Source organism: Alkalitalea saponilacus (assembly GCF_900168165.1).
GTDB classification, from domain to species: domain Bacteria; phylum Bacteroidota; class Bacteroidia; order Bacteroidales; family Marinilabiliaceae; genus Natronoflexus; species Natronoflexus saponilacus.
Genome location: NZ_FUYV01000001.1, coordinates 172,229 through 190,535, shown reverse-complemented (window position 1 = coordinate 190,535; position 18,307 = coordinate 172,229). Strand labels below are relative to the sequence as shown.

Genomic DNA, 18,307 nt, shown 5'->3' with positions numbered 1-18,307 from the left:
ATATCGCTTATAGAAAATAGATATTCTTTAAATGGGGGTTAAATTAAGGAACCCCTCCCCAAAAAAACCAATTTTAAATCATCTATTTGATAAAAAAAGAGGTTGTCCCGGGGGGACAACCTCTTATACAAACCAAATAATGAATAAAACTTCAAAAACTAAAGTATATTCCAATGATTATCAAACTTACTCCTTTCCAGCTAATCCATCTGCAAATCCACCATAAGTGTGCTTGCGTCTGAATGTAGATTCTGTCCATAAACCGATAGGTTCTCCACCTCTCCATGATGATCCTTGTGGACTATCAGTAGGACTCCAATGGGTTATACCATATTGTAGGTTGGCCGGAATAATTTCAAAATATTTCTGAATGATAAACTTGTAATGATCACTCATGGCTCTATGTTGTTCGCTTGTTACATCAGCTGTTCTCACAGTGTTGCCATCTTCATCAATAAGTCCCATATCCAATTCGGTAATTTTAATAAATTTACCGGTTTCGGCCAATAGCTCAAACATTTGAATGATATGAGCATCTCTAACAGCTTGCTGTGCAGGATCCATATGATATGAAACGTGCATCTGAGTACCAATTCCATCAATCACTGTTACGCCATCGCTTTCCCATCTGTCAATCCAATAGATAAGACTCTTGAGTTTGTGATTGTCATCCCAGAAAGATTCGAGATTGTAATCGTTAACAAACAACTTCAAACCATCTGGACCATATTCACGTGCTAATTTAACGGCTACGCGAACATAATCATCACCCAAATAATCTTGCCAGTAGAAGCTATTTTCAGCAGCTTCTTCTGATACAGTACCTCGAACGGCAGACTTAAGATCGTAAAATCCTTCTCCTACATTACCTTGGCCAGCAAGTGGTTCGTTAACAACATCCCACTCTTTAACATAACCGTCAGTAGCTTGCATCATACCTGAAATCCAATTACGCAAAGCATAAGTTAACGTATCAGCCTTTTCTTCAGGGCTGAGAGGAATGGTGTTGCCTGACTCTTCCGACTCCCAAACGATATTTGCAAAATAGTAAGTTATCGCAGTTGGATTTACATTGAGATTGAAAGCTATAGACCTCATACCGTCACCCTGACCAGGAATAGTACTAGTGGCTTCATAATATTGCCATTCAGTGGTGAATTGAGGATTCTGCGGAAGCATCTGCCAATGCATGTATGAGCCAGGTGCTCCATGACACTGAGATTCAGAATTGGCTTCTGCAGAAGCTTTGTACCAGAAAGATATTCTATAATTCTCACCAGCTTCCCATGCCTTGTTCGGCGTATAAATAAAGAATTGAGTGTCCCAGGGATTAGCAGGATTATCAACAGAATTGATCTTGATAGCGTTCATTCCGTCGGGTCCCTCGCCTTCAAGAATAGCACCGGGAACATCGGCCTGACCACTCTCGCGAACGATGAAATTGTCCATTGAACCACCTACCAGCATCTCACTGTTCTCAAGTTGGTTTACGTAATAAGTAACCGCTGCTGCAACTTCATGAGTTACCCTCACCCATTCAATTTCATAGGTTCCCACGTAGTGTCCTGATTGCAACATCACAAAAGCATCGTTGGCAGTAACAGTACTGTTAAGCTCAACTGACACCTCTTCCCATTCTTGTGTTATTGGAATGGTTGTATTTTGTTGAGCGCCCCAGGTTCCCAAAGCCACAGTAATTGATGCCTCACTAGTTCCTTTTATACGTATCGTAACTTTATGCCTGGTATCTTCCTTTATAGAAATGCCATTGGCAACATGATATTGCACATCCCAGAAGTTAGGTTGTGCTTCAGTACTGGTTACCACCAATCGTCCATCCTCAACAACAGGCTGAACAGGTCCACCTACCCAACCGGTAAACCCTTCTACTCTATAATCCTTAAATCCATCAACAACCTCATCTTTTGCATCAGGATCAACCTCAATCTCTCTGTCAGCAATTAAACGATTTAGGTAGTTTCTGTTTTGTTGTGAATGCCACACCAATGTATGACCATAAATTTCAATTCCTGCACTTCGGGCAGCCTCAACAAACTGAATTACCGAACCAAAATTCATAGAACCATTGTCGCCAACAACAGAGCTATACTTCATGGCATTTCCTGCTGTCAGCATGTCAAAATTTGAATTCATTACCCGGTAAACATGACCTAATCGTAGGTATTCACTAACAGTAACACCTGCTCCTAACTTGAAATTGGGACTTGCAGCTCTATCAACGTAGGATTTTAGGAAATCATAGTCATTAAGATATTCCAATTCAGCAATAGATTCAGGTTTTTCAACCTCAAAGAAATCTATTGAGTCATCCACGCATGAAACGGCAAAAATCAATAGCAAGAAGCACGCGGCTAAAATATTTATTGTATGTTTCATATTTTTTGATTTTACAAAAAAATTGCTATTATTTTAATACGGATGTAAACCACTCAGGCTTAACTCCCCTGTCTCGAACCACCATAGTATCAGTAATGGTAAATTGAACATCGCCATAATCTATGGTGTACTCCAGATAAAGCGCATCACGATCTTTATTACCCCAGCTGTTTTTCTCGCCTTTAGAGACAAATGTTCCGGTGCCGCTAGCTGTAATTCCATCAGTATCGGAAGTAATTACACAATTACCTTGATCATCGAAAGTAAGTAATAAGACACAACTACGACTAAAATCATCCAAATCTCTGGATTGATGTTCCCACGCAATTGTATTTAAAGAACGTGTGGAAATGGTACTAACAACTTCATCCCACTCAACATACTCTGCACTCCGTGTAATGGTACCCGATTGGTCTCCCGAAATGACATCCTGACCTCTGCGCAAATAATTAGCATCATACTTGTTGATGTATTTAATGGCATAGAGAATATAGTCTTTCGGTTGAACTTCCCAATCGTCAGCTACGCCTCTTCTTGGATTTTCCACAAGAGGAACTCCTTGAAGAATTGAGTCTGCATTTGTAACCGAAGTCATAACTACAGGAATCACATAATGGGTAGTCAGAGCCAAAGGATCTGCAAAAAAGGCTTCAGTTAGCTGAACCGTAACACCTCCAAGTATATCTCCTTTTTTGATGGTTATTCTGTCAGATGAGAGAGAATAATAGTTTTCCGGCATAGCAACGATGTCCTGCAATGGATCCTCGTTCCCATCAAATGCAAGTCCATCAACTAAAGAGTTATCAACTTGAATTTGAATAACAACATCTGTATTGTTAGCATAAACACCACCCATTGTAGCCATTATCTGAGCCTTGTATTCATTATCAAGAGTGGTATCGTAAACATCTTCCCCAAGGGTGATGGTACGAATAGGACTCTGGTAGGCAAAATATACGGCAGTGTGCTCAAAATCGGGAAACTCCCAATCTGCATTGTCACAGGATGTAAACAATCCTGTTACAAACGCCGTAATAAGTGTTATAAATAATATCCTTTTCATTTTCGATCGTTTAAATGTTCAATATACTACTACCATCCTTGGTTCTGAAATAGGTTGTCGTACTTAGTTACTTCACTAAAAGGTATAGGACCATAGTACATGTGATTTTGATAAGCACGGCTTTCTACCATAGGAATAACAGTGTAGTTCCCACCTTGAATTCTCATTCCCATTGCCGGTTCGGTAAGATCTTCTTTCCAGCGGCGCAGATCCCAAAAACGGAAGTTTTCAAAACTCAACTCAATTCTACGCTCGTTGCGAATCAACTCACGCATTTTATCTCTATCACCCATTGCAGAGTCAAGGTAAGGGTCGCTACCATTTACACCAATGCCGGCTCTTTGCCGAATTGCCCTTACAACATCGTAAGCTGAATAACCATGGGCTCCGGTTCCTGTTGGCCCCCAGGCTTCATTGGCTGCTTCTGCATACCCAAGAAAGAACTCTGTATAACGCATGAATGCTCTGTAACGCCATCCGCCAGCTTCATTATCCGGATTGGCATTGACAGTATGATTCAACAATTTTCTTAAATAGTAACCTGTTCTGGTTGAAGTTGCCACTCTATTCAGGGCGTTGTTTCCTTCGGCGTCTGCGGCAGTATTAATTACCGCATTTGTGTGTCCAGCTGTTGTACCATTATAAATTACAATTTGTGCCAAACGAGGATCTCTATTTGCATAAGGATCGTTGGGGTTGTAATTACTATTGGGATCATCGATAGGATAACCATTCAACATTGGAAAAGCATCAACAAAGTTCTGAGTTGGATTTACACGTCCTCTTCCAAATAGAGTTGGAGGATAATTATCCTGCTCCAGGCCTAAATTCTGCTCTTTATTTCCCCGCCACAATATCTCACGCGGGTTGAATCCTGCATCGAAATCACGAATTTCATTATTATTGGCATACCATAGATTTCCCAAAGGATCCACCTCATTTACAGGATTTGCGCCGAGTCCAGCCAATACTTCAGCCATCCTATCAGCAGCATATTCCCATGTAATGGTTGAACCGGCACTATAAGCAGGACTGGCAGCCAAAAGAGCGGCTTGAGCATGAATTGCTCTGGCAATTCGGGCACTCATACGGTTTTTGGCATGATCTCCGAAGACACGGCTATATTGACTGGCTGTTACCCCCATGTTTGCATACTTCGCAGGAACAAGACTGTTCTGTGAAATATCACCATAATCATCAGGGAGCAGACCTATAGCTCTATTAACGTCAGCAATTAAAAAGTCAATACACTCCTGAAAAGTATTACGTGGCAAATTAAACTCAGAGGTAACAGTCTCAGGTTCCGTAATAATAGGAATTCCCAATAATTGGCCATCAGGCCCGGGTCCTGCATGATGCAGCAATAAGTGATGCATCAAAAGAGCCCGCATTCCATATGCATCCCCCTTAAAACGATCCCTATACATTTCTGCAACCAAAGGATCGGCAGCCCAATTCACATCATCAGCTATATCCAGGACAACATTCAAATAATTCCATGCTGATCTTAGGTTTTGCCATCGATCCATCGGGTTATTGTTCGCCCTCCATGATCCGGTAGCCATGGCACGCAATCCACTATTAGGATCGTTGATAACAGCGTTGTCGGTGGCAACATCTGTAATCTGCCATGAGGCCAACGGGTTGCCTATATAAACATGTCCTAAAAGACCTGCGGCCCATAATGGCATGTTTAATAAATCACTCTCTTCTTTATGGTTCTCAATAGCAGGTTCAAACATGTCATCACAACTTGTCTGAGCTATAAAGAACAAAGCCAAAAGTGCAATTAAGGATATTTTATTACTTTTCTTCATAATTAATTACATTTAATTCTGATTATGCCTAAAAGAAGCCTTTTACACCAATGTTGTAAAAACGAGTCTGTGGAGCACTTCCAACATTCATTTCAAAGTGTTTGCGCTCCTTAGAAATAGTCAGAAGATCATAACCACCCACATATACACTCAATCCTTTTACAAAAGAGCCCTCCAAGGCTGTTTCAGGTATATCGTAAGTTAATTGAACCTGCGATAAATTTATTCTGTCAGTCTTGAATAACCAGTAATCAGAAGCACGGAAATTATTTGCGCCATCTGTAGTGGTAAGTCTTGGATAAGTGGCTGTATCTTTGGTTTCTTCAGTCCACCTGTCTCTTACGATATCCGAATACTTATTTTCTCCGCGTACCCAATAATATGAGTTATTCTTCAGTCCATGCCCTCCGAAGTATCCGTTGGCCATAGCAAATAAAGTGAAGTTACGCCATTTTGCGGTGAAATTTACCCCTAAACGGAATGGTGTATCCCAACGACCTAAAAATACCTGATCATTGTTGTCAATGACTCCATCACCATTTTGATCCTTGTATCTAATGTCCCCGGGGCGCACAGTTTCACCAAAAGCTTGCACGGGAGCCGCATCAATTTCGTCCTGATCTCTAAACAAGCCTAGGCTTTCCAATCCCCAAAGTCCATTCACATGGTATCCAATTCTTGACAAGTGCATATTCTCTTCAGATAGATTCTCATCACGTCTTGAAGCTTCAGTTGTAGAATACATACCGCTCACACCAAGAGTCAAATCAACACCACTTACCTCCTGATTGAAATACATGCTAAAATCAAACCCGGAACGATCATCAATGTTGTAATTCACATACGGAATCAGAGATCCAGATGGATAACCTACCTGTGTGAAATATATTGGATAGATAGAAACCGGACGGGTGATACCTCCATCCATTGTACCCATAAAGTAATTGAAATCAAAGGTCATAGCCCGGTTTAATATTGAACCACGTAATCCAACATTGATTTCTTTTCTTTGTACAAATGTCATGAGTGGACTTTCTCCCCGGTTAAATCTGGTAGCGGCCTCTCCACCTAAATCAGCCCATGAGTACCATCCTGCTCGTTCTACAATAGGCTTATAAAGATAGTAACCCATCTCATTCTCATCGGTTCTGATATCCATATCCTGATTAATGATACCTCCGGAAACAGTTAGCATCAGATCATCAAAAAAAGAAGTTCCAAAGAAATCCTCTTTAACAGGACGCCATCCTAAAGTTACAGTTGGTGAGAACCCAAGTCTGTTATCTGAAGGAAGTTTTGCTGAGTATGGAAGAGCAGAACTAAAATCGACATAATACTTATGATCGAAATTATAAGAAGCCTGAATCCCAAGATTCACATTGGTAAGCATGTGGTATTGCCCACTCATTCTTCTTTGCCATGCATTTGCAACCACCATACCATACCAGTTGTGATTTTCGTTAACCGTACGTGAAAAATCAAAGAGTCCACCCAAGTTATAGGTATATCTGTAAGCAGAATTGTTTATTTGCTCAGTTCCAGATCTTCTGTCAACCCCATATGAATTAAGACTTGCAATTCTGTCGGGACCGTCATAGTTAGTCCAGATTGGCTCAAAAGTCGCATATTCGTTTACATATGTCTTATTATAAGTCATAGCATAGTCAATGCCATACCATGAACGGAATTTTAATCCCTCCAATACAGATTTAAGATCTAAGTCAAAACGTGTATTGAACTGAAACTGACGACTCACGAACCTATCGGTACCCGCAGCATATGCATCGGCAACCGGGTTAGTTGGATCTAGCTGCGTGCCTCCAAGAAAATATCTGCCATCTATCACATTTCTACTGGCATCTATCTGTGCCCATGATGGGGCATCATTCTCTTCCAGATAAGTTAATGGAATCAGGGGTGCAACCCTGTTTGGCCTAAGATTAGCGGCACCACCCCACCAGTTTGTTCTGGCGCCATGTGCGTCATAAAAAGTGGCATTCGCATCGGTACTTACAGTGAAGTTTTCATGTAAGTTCAAATCCAAATTACCTCTGGCAAACATGCGGCTTACATAATTCTCCGAAGTGTTTCCTACATCAAGAATAGAACTTTCACGTAAATATCCTGTGGTGGTATAGTATTTAACGCGTTCATTACCTCCAAATATCTCAGCAATACCCTCAGTCTGATTATACATTCTCTTTAAGTAATCCGAAGAGTACATGTCTAAGTTTGGGTACCGATAAGGGTTATCTCCGGTTGAATGGTAATAGATTTGCTCCGCGCTAAAACTAGGATCCAATCCATCATTCATACGTGCTTCATTGTAATAGGTCATGTATTCCGCTGAACCTAAATATTTAGGATAGGCCTTTGGCACACGAACACCAGAATTAACACGTATATTCAGTGATGGCTCACCTAGTTGCCCCCTTTTGGTGGTAATTTGTACCACCCCTTTTGAAGCACGGCTACCATAAAGCACCACAGCTGCAGCTCCTTTAAGAACTGTAATTTGCTGTATTTCTGTTGGCAAAACATTATTGGCATCACGAACCATACCGTCAATAACGACAAGCATTTCATTCATGCCCCAAATGTTCCCGTTAACTCCACCAACAACATTTTCGATAAAAGAAAAACTAGAAAGGGTATAGGATTTCTTTGTCAATGCTTCAACATCTATGACAGAAATACCTCCCAACAGGTCTTGTTCGTTCACAGAACGAAATGCGACCTCGACCTTTTTTTCAATTGTATCGTTAACCAATGTCTCAGTTTCTACTAAATCAACTTGGGCAGAAGCATTTAGAGCACTGAAAGCAAGAACAATACAAATTGCGAGACCAATATATATATATTTCATTTTAGTCTTATTTTATATTCTCAATTTGTTACCAGCCCGGATTCTGATAAAACTCGGGATATATGCTCACATCTTCTGTCTTAAGAGGAAGCCAGTAATGTCTGTTGGTGAGGTTACGCTCAATGATAACCTCTTCCCTCCAATTAAGGACAGAGTTTTCTCTTGGATCTACATCAGGATCAAGAGGTGCGGCACGATCAAAATGTTGTCTGGTTTTGATGTTATAGGGATACTCTGTCAACAATAACCAGCGACGTAGATCGTTGAAACGATGGCCTTCAAAAGCAAGCTCAACAGCACGTTCTCTTATCAGTTCGTCCATAAAAGCAGCCACTGACCCGGTGTATTTACTATGTACTTCATCAACACCTGCTCGTTCACGAACTGTATTAACAGCTTCCACCGCACTTTTTGAGAAGGTGGCAGCTGATGCATTAGGATTACCATACCCTTGCGCAGTTGCTTCAGCATACATCAGATAAACATCAGCCAATCGCATCCAGGAAAGGTGCATATGTGTTGCAAAACTGTATCCATATCTTTGATCCCATCTGTTTGCGCCCAATGGAATAAACTTATAATTCAAATATCCAGTTCGGCTAACTGATCTGGGGTCATTAACATAGCTACCTCCGGTGTAAAGATTCGCAAACCTCCATTGTTCATCTATAGGGTTTGTAATGGTTCCAGCCACCACTTGCATTCCGTCAAACACAAAATTGTGATAGAATCTGGGATCCCGATCCAACCAGGGCTGAGTTTCACTAAAACCTGACTCATCGTCTGTCAAAGGCAACCCGTTTTGCATCCCAAAGTAATTGACATAATTAGCAGCCGGTGCCAAAACGATTCCATCACCTTCTGCCATTGGAGAGGGCTGGTAGGAGTTCATCTGCCTCCAATATGAATCGGGGCCATATGTCGGACTTCTGATGATCGCTTCTGTACCTCCAGGCATTAACCAACCCTGCTGAATGGTATAAAACAGTGAAGAATAATCCTCAAAAGGAACAAGTGCATATTGAGTTTGGCCACCCTCAACCAGGCTTAACACTTCTCCAAAAGCATCAGCTGCAAGTTTACTCATCTCTGCATCATATTGCAGTGGTATACCATTTACTCCTTGTGACATTAAGGGACTTGCGCCATAAAGATAGGCTTTGCCAACCATGGCCATGGCCCATATTTTATTAACACGCAATTCATTATTCCCCAATGTACGAGCACCAACTTCAGTATTATCCCAGTTAATAGGGAGAAGCTCTGCTGCACGTTTAAAATCTGCTGCCATTTTTATGGCATTCTCTTGGTATGATTCACGCGGAAGAGTCAACGGTTCATCACTGGGTAATACCTGATCAACATAAGGCATACCTCCCCAGTAGGTGGTTAGCTGAAAATGGAACCAGGCACGGAAAAAGTACAATTGTCCTTTGATAAAATCTCTCTCCATCTGCGAGGCATCAATCAGAAGACCATTTTCGATAGCTTCCAGTCCCATATTGGCAACTCGGATACCATGCCAGGAACCACCCCAAATTGATTTCTGAAAGCGATCTCCACCTGCACTCCAGTTGCGATCCAGAAAGCTGTCACCTTTACCAATATAATTACGATAGTTTCCTCTGTCGATGGCAAATCCCATCAGGTACTCTCCGTTACCCAGAGTTACAACTTCGTCTTCGCCCCAGTTAAAGGAACTAACCCAAAAATGCTTCGAAACATCGGGTGTTAAATGATACATTCGTTCAACAAACCCCTGGAAATTTCTAAAATCCTTAAAAGCATCCTCCGGAGAAATTATAGACTCAGGAGCCTTGTCCAGATAGTCTGTACATGCACCTACGCTTATCATAAGCGAGATGGCCATTCCGTATAGATAATAGATCAATTTTGTCTTCATCATAAATATATTATAAAGATATTCTTACACCTAAATTATAACGTTTCTGTGTTGGATAAGCAGTGTTACCTCCAGTATTCGATTCACGGTCATCCGGCATCTTTGTCCAAAGGATCAAATTGTTACCATTAACGAATACTTTCATGTTATTCAACCCAATACGTCTTATCCAATCATCACTTCCAAAAGTATAAGAGATTTCAGCATACTTCAATCTTAGGTAGGACCCATCATGAAGGAAGCGTGTACCGCTGGTATAAGGACTAGCCTGCGTACTCCATCTTGGCAAAGGGACATCTGCATTCATATCGTCTTTAGACCAATAAGACCCTTCGTCGAAAGCGGTATTCCTAATACCTCCAAGACTTGACAGTCCAACATAACGGGTTACATTTCTGGCTCCATAAAATTGAACAAAACCGCTCCAACCCTTATAGTCAGCTCCTATCTGTAAGTTCATGGTTTGCTGTGGCACCCCTGTAAAAGCGTAAGGGATGTTATCAAAGTTTGTAATAATACCATCAGCATCAAAATCTAAAATGATGTAATTTCCAGGCATCCTATCTGCATCCAATGCATCGTGAGCAGTGCTACCGTATAATTCATCCCAATTATTAAAATAGCCATAATCTACGTAAGCTCTTGTCTGATCAATGGGTTTCCCTGCAAGATTCTGGTAATTAGGTCTAAGAATTGGGTCATCAGCATATTTGATTTCACTCTCAGCATGGGTATAAAATACATTACCCCATAAACGCCAGTCACGTCCTACAGGCCTGTTCCAACGCAACTCCACCTCATAACCGTGAGTATCAACCTCCCCAAGGTTGGCTACAGGAGCATTGGCTCCATAATAGCCGGGAATGGCGCGTCTGTTTCCTTGCAATAGGATATCGCTTCTTCTCTCAGTAAAATAATCTACAGATCCTGCCAGAAATCCTCCCAGGAAAGCATAGTCTAAACCAATACCGGTTTTAGTTGCAACCTCCCACCGTAAATTTGGATTTCCAACCAGCTCCTCGAAATACCATTGATATGGACTTTGAGCAGGGTTGATGCCGGTAATAGCATGGTTAAAGGCACCTCCATACCCCCAGGTATCCATATAAAGCCAACGGTTTTCTCGGGCAAATTCATTCCAACCGATTCTGTCATCGCCAATCTTTCCATATGAAGCTCTGAACTTCAACATATCCACCCAATGTAAATTGAGATTTTTAAACATTGGTTCTTCTGACATCATCCAACCCACAGCACCTGAGGGGAAGAAACCGAATCTGTAATCCACTCCAAACTTTTCTGAACCGTTGTAGGCGCCATTAAATTCGACCATATAACGTCTTAAAAAGTCATAGGTACCTCTAAAAACCCAGTCCTCACGATAAATTGGTTGATTACTCCCTCTTGAATACTCTTCACGGCTAAAGTTACCCATAGCTCCAACAGTATGACTTCCAAAGGTATTATTATAGTTGATCTGTGCGGAATAGTTCATTCTGCGGAATGTTTGATTATTATCAACGCTACCAGGCGTTGTAAACCAGGCGATGTTATTTTGATAATCAAATCTATTGTTTCTATCAACAGTTACATTGGTGTACTCTATTCCTGTTTCAGGATCAATCCATTTCATTGGTTCAGCTTCCCAATCATCCCTATCATTAATACCACGATTTATTTCGCGGAAGCTGTTATCTAATACAAATTTACCTTGAACAGATAAACCTTCCAGGAAGAATCCCAAATCCTGCTCGAGAGTAAAGTCGGTATTAACCCGGTTATTGGTAGTGTAACCAACACCGTTTACACTAAGATCCATCATTGAGTTTGTGGTAGAATGGGTGGGGCTGGGATGATAGTACCCAAATGACCCATCGCTATACTTAGGTCTGAACGCATCAGGAGCAATTCCATAAAATGCAGCCCACACAAGATTTTCCCATTCAAAAAAGTTTGTTCCTTTTGTAACCCCATGTGAACCTGATAAATTCATTCGTAGAGTTGTTGTATTTGTCAGAGAAAAATCAAGGTTACTACGAACATTGAGTCGGTCAAACCCGAATCCTGTTTCATATCCACGATTGTTCTCAAAGCTTTTGTATAAGTCACCCTCGTGCGTATAATCCAAACCCACAAAATATTTGGCAAATTTACTACCCCCTGAAACGTTAACATTAGCATTATAAGATGTAGCATATTTTTTTAGCAGCTCATCTACCCAATCGACATTAGGATAACGCTCAAATTCTTCCTGATTTGCAGGCCATCTGTACTTATCAATAATTGCCTGTGGCTGATAATAACTCCATGCCTCCGGTCTATAAGCAAGCTCGTGCTCAATCACCCGGTTACGTAACATTAATGCATCATACGAATCCATTAACTTTGGCAATTTTGAGTGTGTTTTAAGAGTAGTGGTAAAATTAACATCAATGCTTGCTCTTCCTTCCTGTCCACGTTTAGTCGTAATTAGAATTACACCATTAGCACCGCGAACTCCAAATACTGCTGTTGCTGATGCATCTTTTAAAACAGAGATAGATGCAACAGAGTTAATGTCAACGCTGCTCATTGGTCGCTCAACACCATCAACCAATACCAAAGGCTCGCTATTGTTCCACGAACTTACCCCCCGAATTACAATATCCGGATGCTCTTCTCCGGGTCTTCCAGAGCTAGACATAGTTACAACCCCCGGTAGGTTACCAGTCAATGCTTGACCTAAACTTGATACCCCTCCGGTACGCTCGAGTGTTCTGCTGTCAGTCTGAGAGATAGCACCTACCACACTTTCCTTTCTTTGTTGACCGAAACCAACAATAATAACCTCATCAAATACTGTTACTTCATCTTCCATAACAATATTTACCTGAGTCATCCCGGCTATATCAAGCGTACGGGTTCTCATACCTATGAAGGAGACAACTACAACAGTATTCTCTCCATCCAATCGCAACGTAAATCTTCCATCTATGTCTGTAATGGTTCCTACCGATGTATTATCGCGAAGATAGATCGCAACACCGGGAAGAGGTTCATTACGGCTATCAACTACAGTTCCCTGAACAGTCTGTTGATTCTGAGCAGACAATATGAGACCATTTAAAATCATCATCAGAGAAATCAGCAGTCTGATATTGAACCACCCCTTAGAGAAGTAAAATATTCTCTGTTTAATTTTCTTCATATCATTAAAATTTGATTTTCGGCCGAGCACAAACAAAAACTGCTTGCATTGGCATTTTTTTTAGATGTAATTATTATAGTAACATGGAATTCGGAATGAACTTCTGACATTCGAATTATACCAACTTAAGATATTATCGTCCCTAATTCTATTCATAAGCATTTTAGTTTACAATTTAGACTTTTTATTACAAGCGAAATTAACTTCTATTTAGATTTTCCTTTTTAGATATGAGATACTTCTTTATTAGTTTTAGATATTTTTTTAAATTAGTGTTAATTTTTTAGAAAAAAACAACTAACGAACCTCATGCCCTATAAAATCTTCTTTTCCCGATGCCCCAATTCGCATAAAAAAATTAACAAATCAGTTTTCGAATCCATTTTAGAGGTTTTATTTTAGAGAAATGTTCGTTTCGTATCTAAATTTGAAAGCGATTAGCTTTTATCAACACTCAAACATACATAAAACGAACATGATTTTACATTTTTTTTACTTTTTTTGTTTTTACAAGTCAATAGTTCGTTAAACCTTCAGCGGCCTCAGTGCTCTAAAATATAAATCTGAATTTACATCAAATAAATTCTGAACACCTTGTTAAACAAAATTATGAATAATGTAAAAATAATAAAGTCGATACCCTAAATAGAGTATATTTTTGCAGAAAAGGTGTAATTTTATATCAAAAACAGTAAATATTCATTGAATTAGATGAATTTTACACAATCATTAAAAAAAACAACCCTACATTGTTAAAAAAAGTAAACGAGCGTGATCGGTTTGATGGAAGCGAGCGACAGGGTTTCCATTTGATATAGTACAAGCCATTTTAATAACTCAAATAAACTTCAGTTGAGTTTAAAGAGCGATAAATGGTTATATCCTGCTCACACCTAACCCCGTTCGGCTAGGGCTTCAGAGTGAGAGCTCGGAGTGAGCTCAATCGAACGCTCGCGTAGAAGCCAAGAGGGGACGCATAACGCACAATTCTAATCAGTAATTTTTTGGTTGACTTGAAACTAGTCATAAAACTCAACTACATTTCCAGAATTTCTGATGGGGGCTTACCAAAATGCTTCTTAAATACAGTGCTAAAATATGCAATACTTGAAAAGCCACACATCTCACTAACCTCAGTAATTGTTAATTTTCGGGATTGTAAGAGTTCCAAAGCTCTGCTTAAACGAACACTTTTTATAAAATCACTGGGCGATTTATCTGTTAAGCTTTTAATTTTCTTGTAAAGAAGAGAGCCACTCACATTCATTTCAGAGGCGAACATATCTTTGTTAAACAATGGATTTGAGATGTTTTCCTCCACAATCTTTAAGGCCTTCTTAACAAATTGATCATTTAACTCGTTGGTTAATATCGGTTCATTGTCCACACTTTTAATTAACTTCAATGCCTTATCATGAATTGCACTCCTGTTTATGATAATGGATTTAATCCTTTGCTTTAGTAATTTAGTATTGAATGGCTTCATTAAGTAATCGTCGGCGCCAAGTCTTAACCCTTCAAGTTGCTTAGCTTGATCACTTAGTGCAGTTAACAATACTACTGGGATATGAGAAGTTTCATAGGTGGACTTAATCAATTTGCATAATTCAAATCCATTCATTTCAGGCATCATAACATCAGAAATAACCAGGTCGGGCAAATTGTCCGATATCATTCCCCAAGCCTCTTTCCCGTTAGAAGCCATCAATACTTTAAAATCTGATTGTAATGAAAGAAGTAAGAACTCGCGTAATTCATCATTATCTTCAACAACAAGGACAGTAGGTGAATCTAAGTTTTCAAAACCATCTTCTAAAAAATCGTCAGGTTGAAAAATTTCTTCAGATGGTTTGGGTATGGTTAAAATCTCTACCTGGTTAAAAGCAGTCTCATTAGCTGGGATAGAAATTTTAAAAGTAGTACCTTCATCTAACTGACTTATACATTCTATAATACCACCGTGAAGCTCGACATACTTCTTAACCAATATGAGTCCAATACCAGAACCAACAACACGGGAATTTATAGCGTTCTCTCCGCGGTAAAATTCTTTAAAAAGCTGCTTTTGTGCACTTTTGTCAATTCCTATTCCATAATCCTGTATCTCAAGTAACCAATTCTCCCCTTTGGTATAAAATTTTACATCAACAACTCCTCCAGTATGAGAATACTTTATGGCATTTGAGATGAGATTATCAACAATCTTTTCTATTAAAACCTCATCGATGTATGCTTCCTGAAAAGCAGAATTTTCTTTAAATCTAATGTCTATATTTTTTTCACTGGCTAAAGAATCAAACATTAAAAGACGATTTGAGATTAACTTAACCACATCAACCTTCCTGACCGAAAGTTGCTCTTTCCCCACATCAGCTTTCTGGAAGTCCATTAATTGAGTAACTACTGTTGTCAATCGAAGAACTTGAGCACTGGCGAGCTCTAAATAGTATTTACCAATTTGTGACAAACCTGTCTCAGTGCTTAACTCATCAATCGGTGCTTTTATTAAGGTAAGCGAGGTTCTCATATCATGGGCAGTATTAGCAAAAAACCTTATCTTCTCTTCGGAATGCAACTGTTTAATAAGATTAATATGGTACTTCAAAGAGAAGTAAAAAACCCCTAATAAAAACAACGATACAGCAAGAAGAAACCACCACGTTTCCCAAAATGGAGGATGCTTAATTATTTTAAGAGTCCGTTCGTCAACAACTTTTAGCATCGAATTATCATACATTCTGATTCTCAATGTAAATTTGCCCGTAGGTAAATTAGAATAATTCAATGTTCTACTACCGATTGGAAGGCTCCAATCAGAGTCCAACCCTTCAAGAATCCATGAGAACTTGGAGCCTGATGTCATGTTCAATGGTAAAATATCCAAAGATAGGGTTCCCTGATTATGTCGTAATTCAATCTCATTTAAACTGTTGATTGGAACAGTGAGTTCTGGTCTTAATGATTTACCCATAACTCTAAGTTCCTGCAAAAAGATTTTGCCATTAGGTATAATGGGTTCTATATGTTCTGGATCAAAAATTACAGAACCTCTATTGGTTCCAAATACCAGTTCTCCGGAGTTCAACCTTAGTCGAGCGGTTCTGTTGTAGGATAGGCCTGAAAAACTCTCTATTTCTGAAAAATTCTCGACCGTATGGTTGTTGATATTAAATTTGCAAAGACCTGTTTCGGTTCCTAACCAAAAATAATCGCCATCTCTAATAATGCTATTAATAAATCTGGAAGGTAATCCCGATGACTCATCAAATCTTTCCTTTTCTCCTGATACCAAATTATATTTGAGCAAACCATCTCCTACAGTACACAACCAGACATTTGAACCTGAAATATAAAAATCATGAACAAGGTACCCGCTTAAAACTATATGCAACTCACCAGTCTCTGTATTTAAAGTACTTAATCCATAAGAACATCCCAGGAGCATCGTATTTTCAGAATACTGCTGTATTAAATAGACAGGCTGAGCCATGTAACTTCTAAACTCTCCAGTAGAACTATTATAACGAATAATATCTCCTCTTACACCAACAATCCATAGTTGATCTTTTTTGTCGCGGTAGATATCAAATATAAAATTGTTGTTAAAATCTATGTTCTCAGTTTCACTGCTGTAACGAGCCAACTCCTCTCCTGTAGTACCATCCAGCACAAAAACTCCGGCAGAATAAGTCCCAGCCCATATGTTCCCATTTACATCCTCATTAATCGACAGGAATACCTGAACCTCCTGCTCTTCATTATGATAAAAAGACGCCCACTCATTAGTTGATCTATTCCATCTGCTTAGTCCGCTATTGGTAGCAAACCATAAATTTCCACGTCGATCTTCAACCATGTCATTGATATCGTTGCTAACTATGGAATTTGGTTCGTTTATAATATATTCTACACGTTTAAGATAACGAGGACTATAATCAAAATACGAAACGCCGCCACTATAAGTGCTGATCCAAACCCTACCATTTCTATCACGGTAAATGTCATACACACCGTTTCCTCGTAATGAATGCTGATTGTTTAAATCCTCCTTAAAAAGATTTGTTACATGATACGTATCACGGCGTATCTCCCAGGCTCCTTGACCATCAACACCAATTAAATAAGTTGAATCAGTTACTTGCTCAATGGCTAGAATCGGCTGTCGGGGAATGGATTCAATTCGAAATGATCGGGAATTTATAAAATCATATGCATATAAACCTGAAAAAACAGTTCCAATCAGGAGTACAGATTTTTCTTTATCATAATATAAATCAGAAATTCTGGTGAGGGTAGTAAGAGACTCTGGCAGCTCATATACCACGTCCTCATTTTTAATATCAAATAATACAAATTGATTTTGAGCAGATACAGCCAGGGTTGTATCATCAATCCATTCTATAAATTGGACATCAGTAAACTTATCAAAAAGAGAAATTTCACCGTTCTCGTATTTTACCAAACCATCAACCGAAGCGAACCAGAAATTTCCGTCTACATCTATCACTAAATTGCTGATGCTTAGAAAACGGAAGTCCATAAGGACTGCCAAATTTACATAGAAGTCAAATTGGTCAAGAACAGGGTTGTAACGAAATATCTGACCGTTGTTCGTGTATGCATACAAAGTTAAATCATGATAGATTAGTCGAACAAGCACAACATCGGAGGTTTCATATGGGAGAGTATAGAAATGGTAATCATCATTAGATAAACGAAGAATCCCCATTTTGGAAGCCACCCAAACAAAACCATAGTTATCCATGACAGTTGAGGATGTCTCCCTCAAAGAAATTCCATGAATATCATTTATATTGTGGAATATCACATTTGAGGTATATCCATTAGAAAGCGTAAGACCCAATAATAGAGTGATAATGAAACGACGCACTTTTGTTAAACCAGATAAATAATGATTCCTGATTCGAAAAAAAGAGAGATCAATTATATCAACTCGAAGTTTGTCGCCCATTAGTGCAAATAATCTGTTAGCTTTCTCCACAACCTTATACTTCATAGAATCCAAATAAATCAGGTAATATTCTGTGTTGTGATTACAAACTTACAATAAAAG

General features: G+C 39.4%; 7 protein-coding genes. All 7 read right to left on the bottom strand.

The window, feature by feature from the left end:
• Window positions 1–186: 186 nt before the first annotated feature.
• The gene (locus B5X70_RS00780; protein ID WP_079555950.1) at window positions 187–2,397 is read right to left on the bottom strand and encodes an endo-1,4-beta-xylanase; all 2,211 of its coding nucleotides are present in this window, start codon (window positions 2,395–2,397) and stop codon (window positions 187–189) included.
• 28 nt (window positions 2,398–2,425) lie between these two features.
• Window positions 2,426–3,460, bottom strand: coding sequence for a DUF5627 domain-containing protein (locus tag B5X70_RS00775; RefSeq protein WP_079555949.1), 1,035 nt, complete (start codon window positions 3,458–3,460; stop codon window positions 2,426–2,428).
• Between the two features lie 29 nt (window positions 3,461–3,489).
• Window positions 3,490–5,277, bottom strand: a complete 1,788-nt coding sequence (locus tag B5X70_RS00770) for a RagB/SusD family nutrient uptake outer membrane protein (protein WP_079555948.1) — start codon at window positions 5,275–5,277, stop codon at window positions 3,490–3,492.
• 28 nt (window positions 5,278–5,305) lie between these two features.
• Entirely contained in the window at window positions 5,306–8,143 is a 2,838-nt protein-coding gene (locus B5X70_RS00765; protein WP_079555947.1) for a SusC/RagA family TonB-linked outer membrane protein, read from the bottom strand.
• Between the two features lie 28 nt (window positions 8,144–8,171).
• A complete protein-coding gene (locus B5X70_RS00760; RefSeq protein ID WP_232468416.1) occupies window positions 8,172–10,049 on the bottom strand; it encodes a RagB/SusD family nutrient uptake outer membrane protein in 1,878 nt (625 codons plus the stop codon).
• Window positions 10,050–10,056: 7 nt separating this feature from the next.
• Window positions 10,057–13,233: a SusC/RagA family TonB-linked outer membrane protein gene (locus B5X70_RS00755; protein ID WP_079555945.1), complete on the bottom strand. Its 3,177-nt coding sequence runs from the start codon at window positions 13,231–13,233 to the stop codon at window positions 10,057–10,059.
• Window positions 13,234–14,269: 1,036 nt separating this feature from the next.
• Window positions 14,270–18,250, bottom strand: coding sequence for a hybrid sensor histidine kinase/response regulator transcription factor (locus B5X70_RS00750; RefSeq protein WP_079555944.1), 3,981 nt, complete (start codon window positions 18,248–18,250; stop codon window positions 14,270–14,272).
• Window positions 18,251–18,307: the final 57 nt, after the last annotated feature.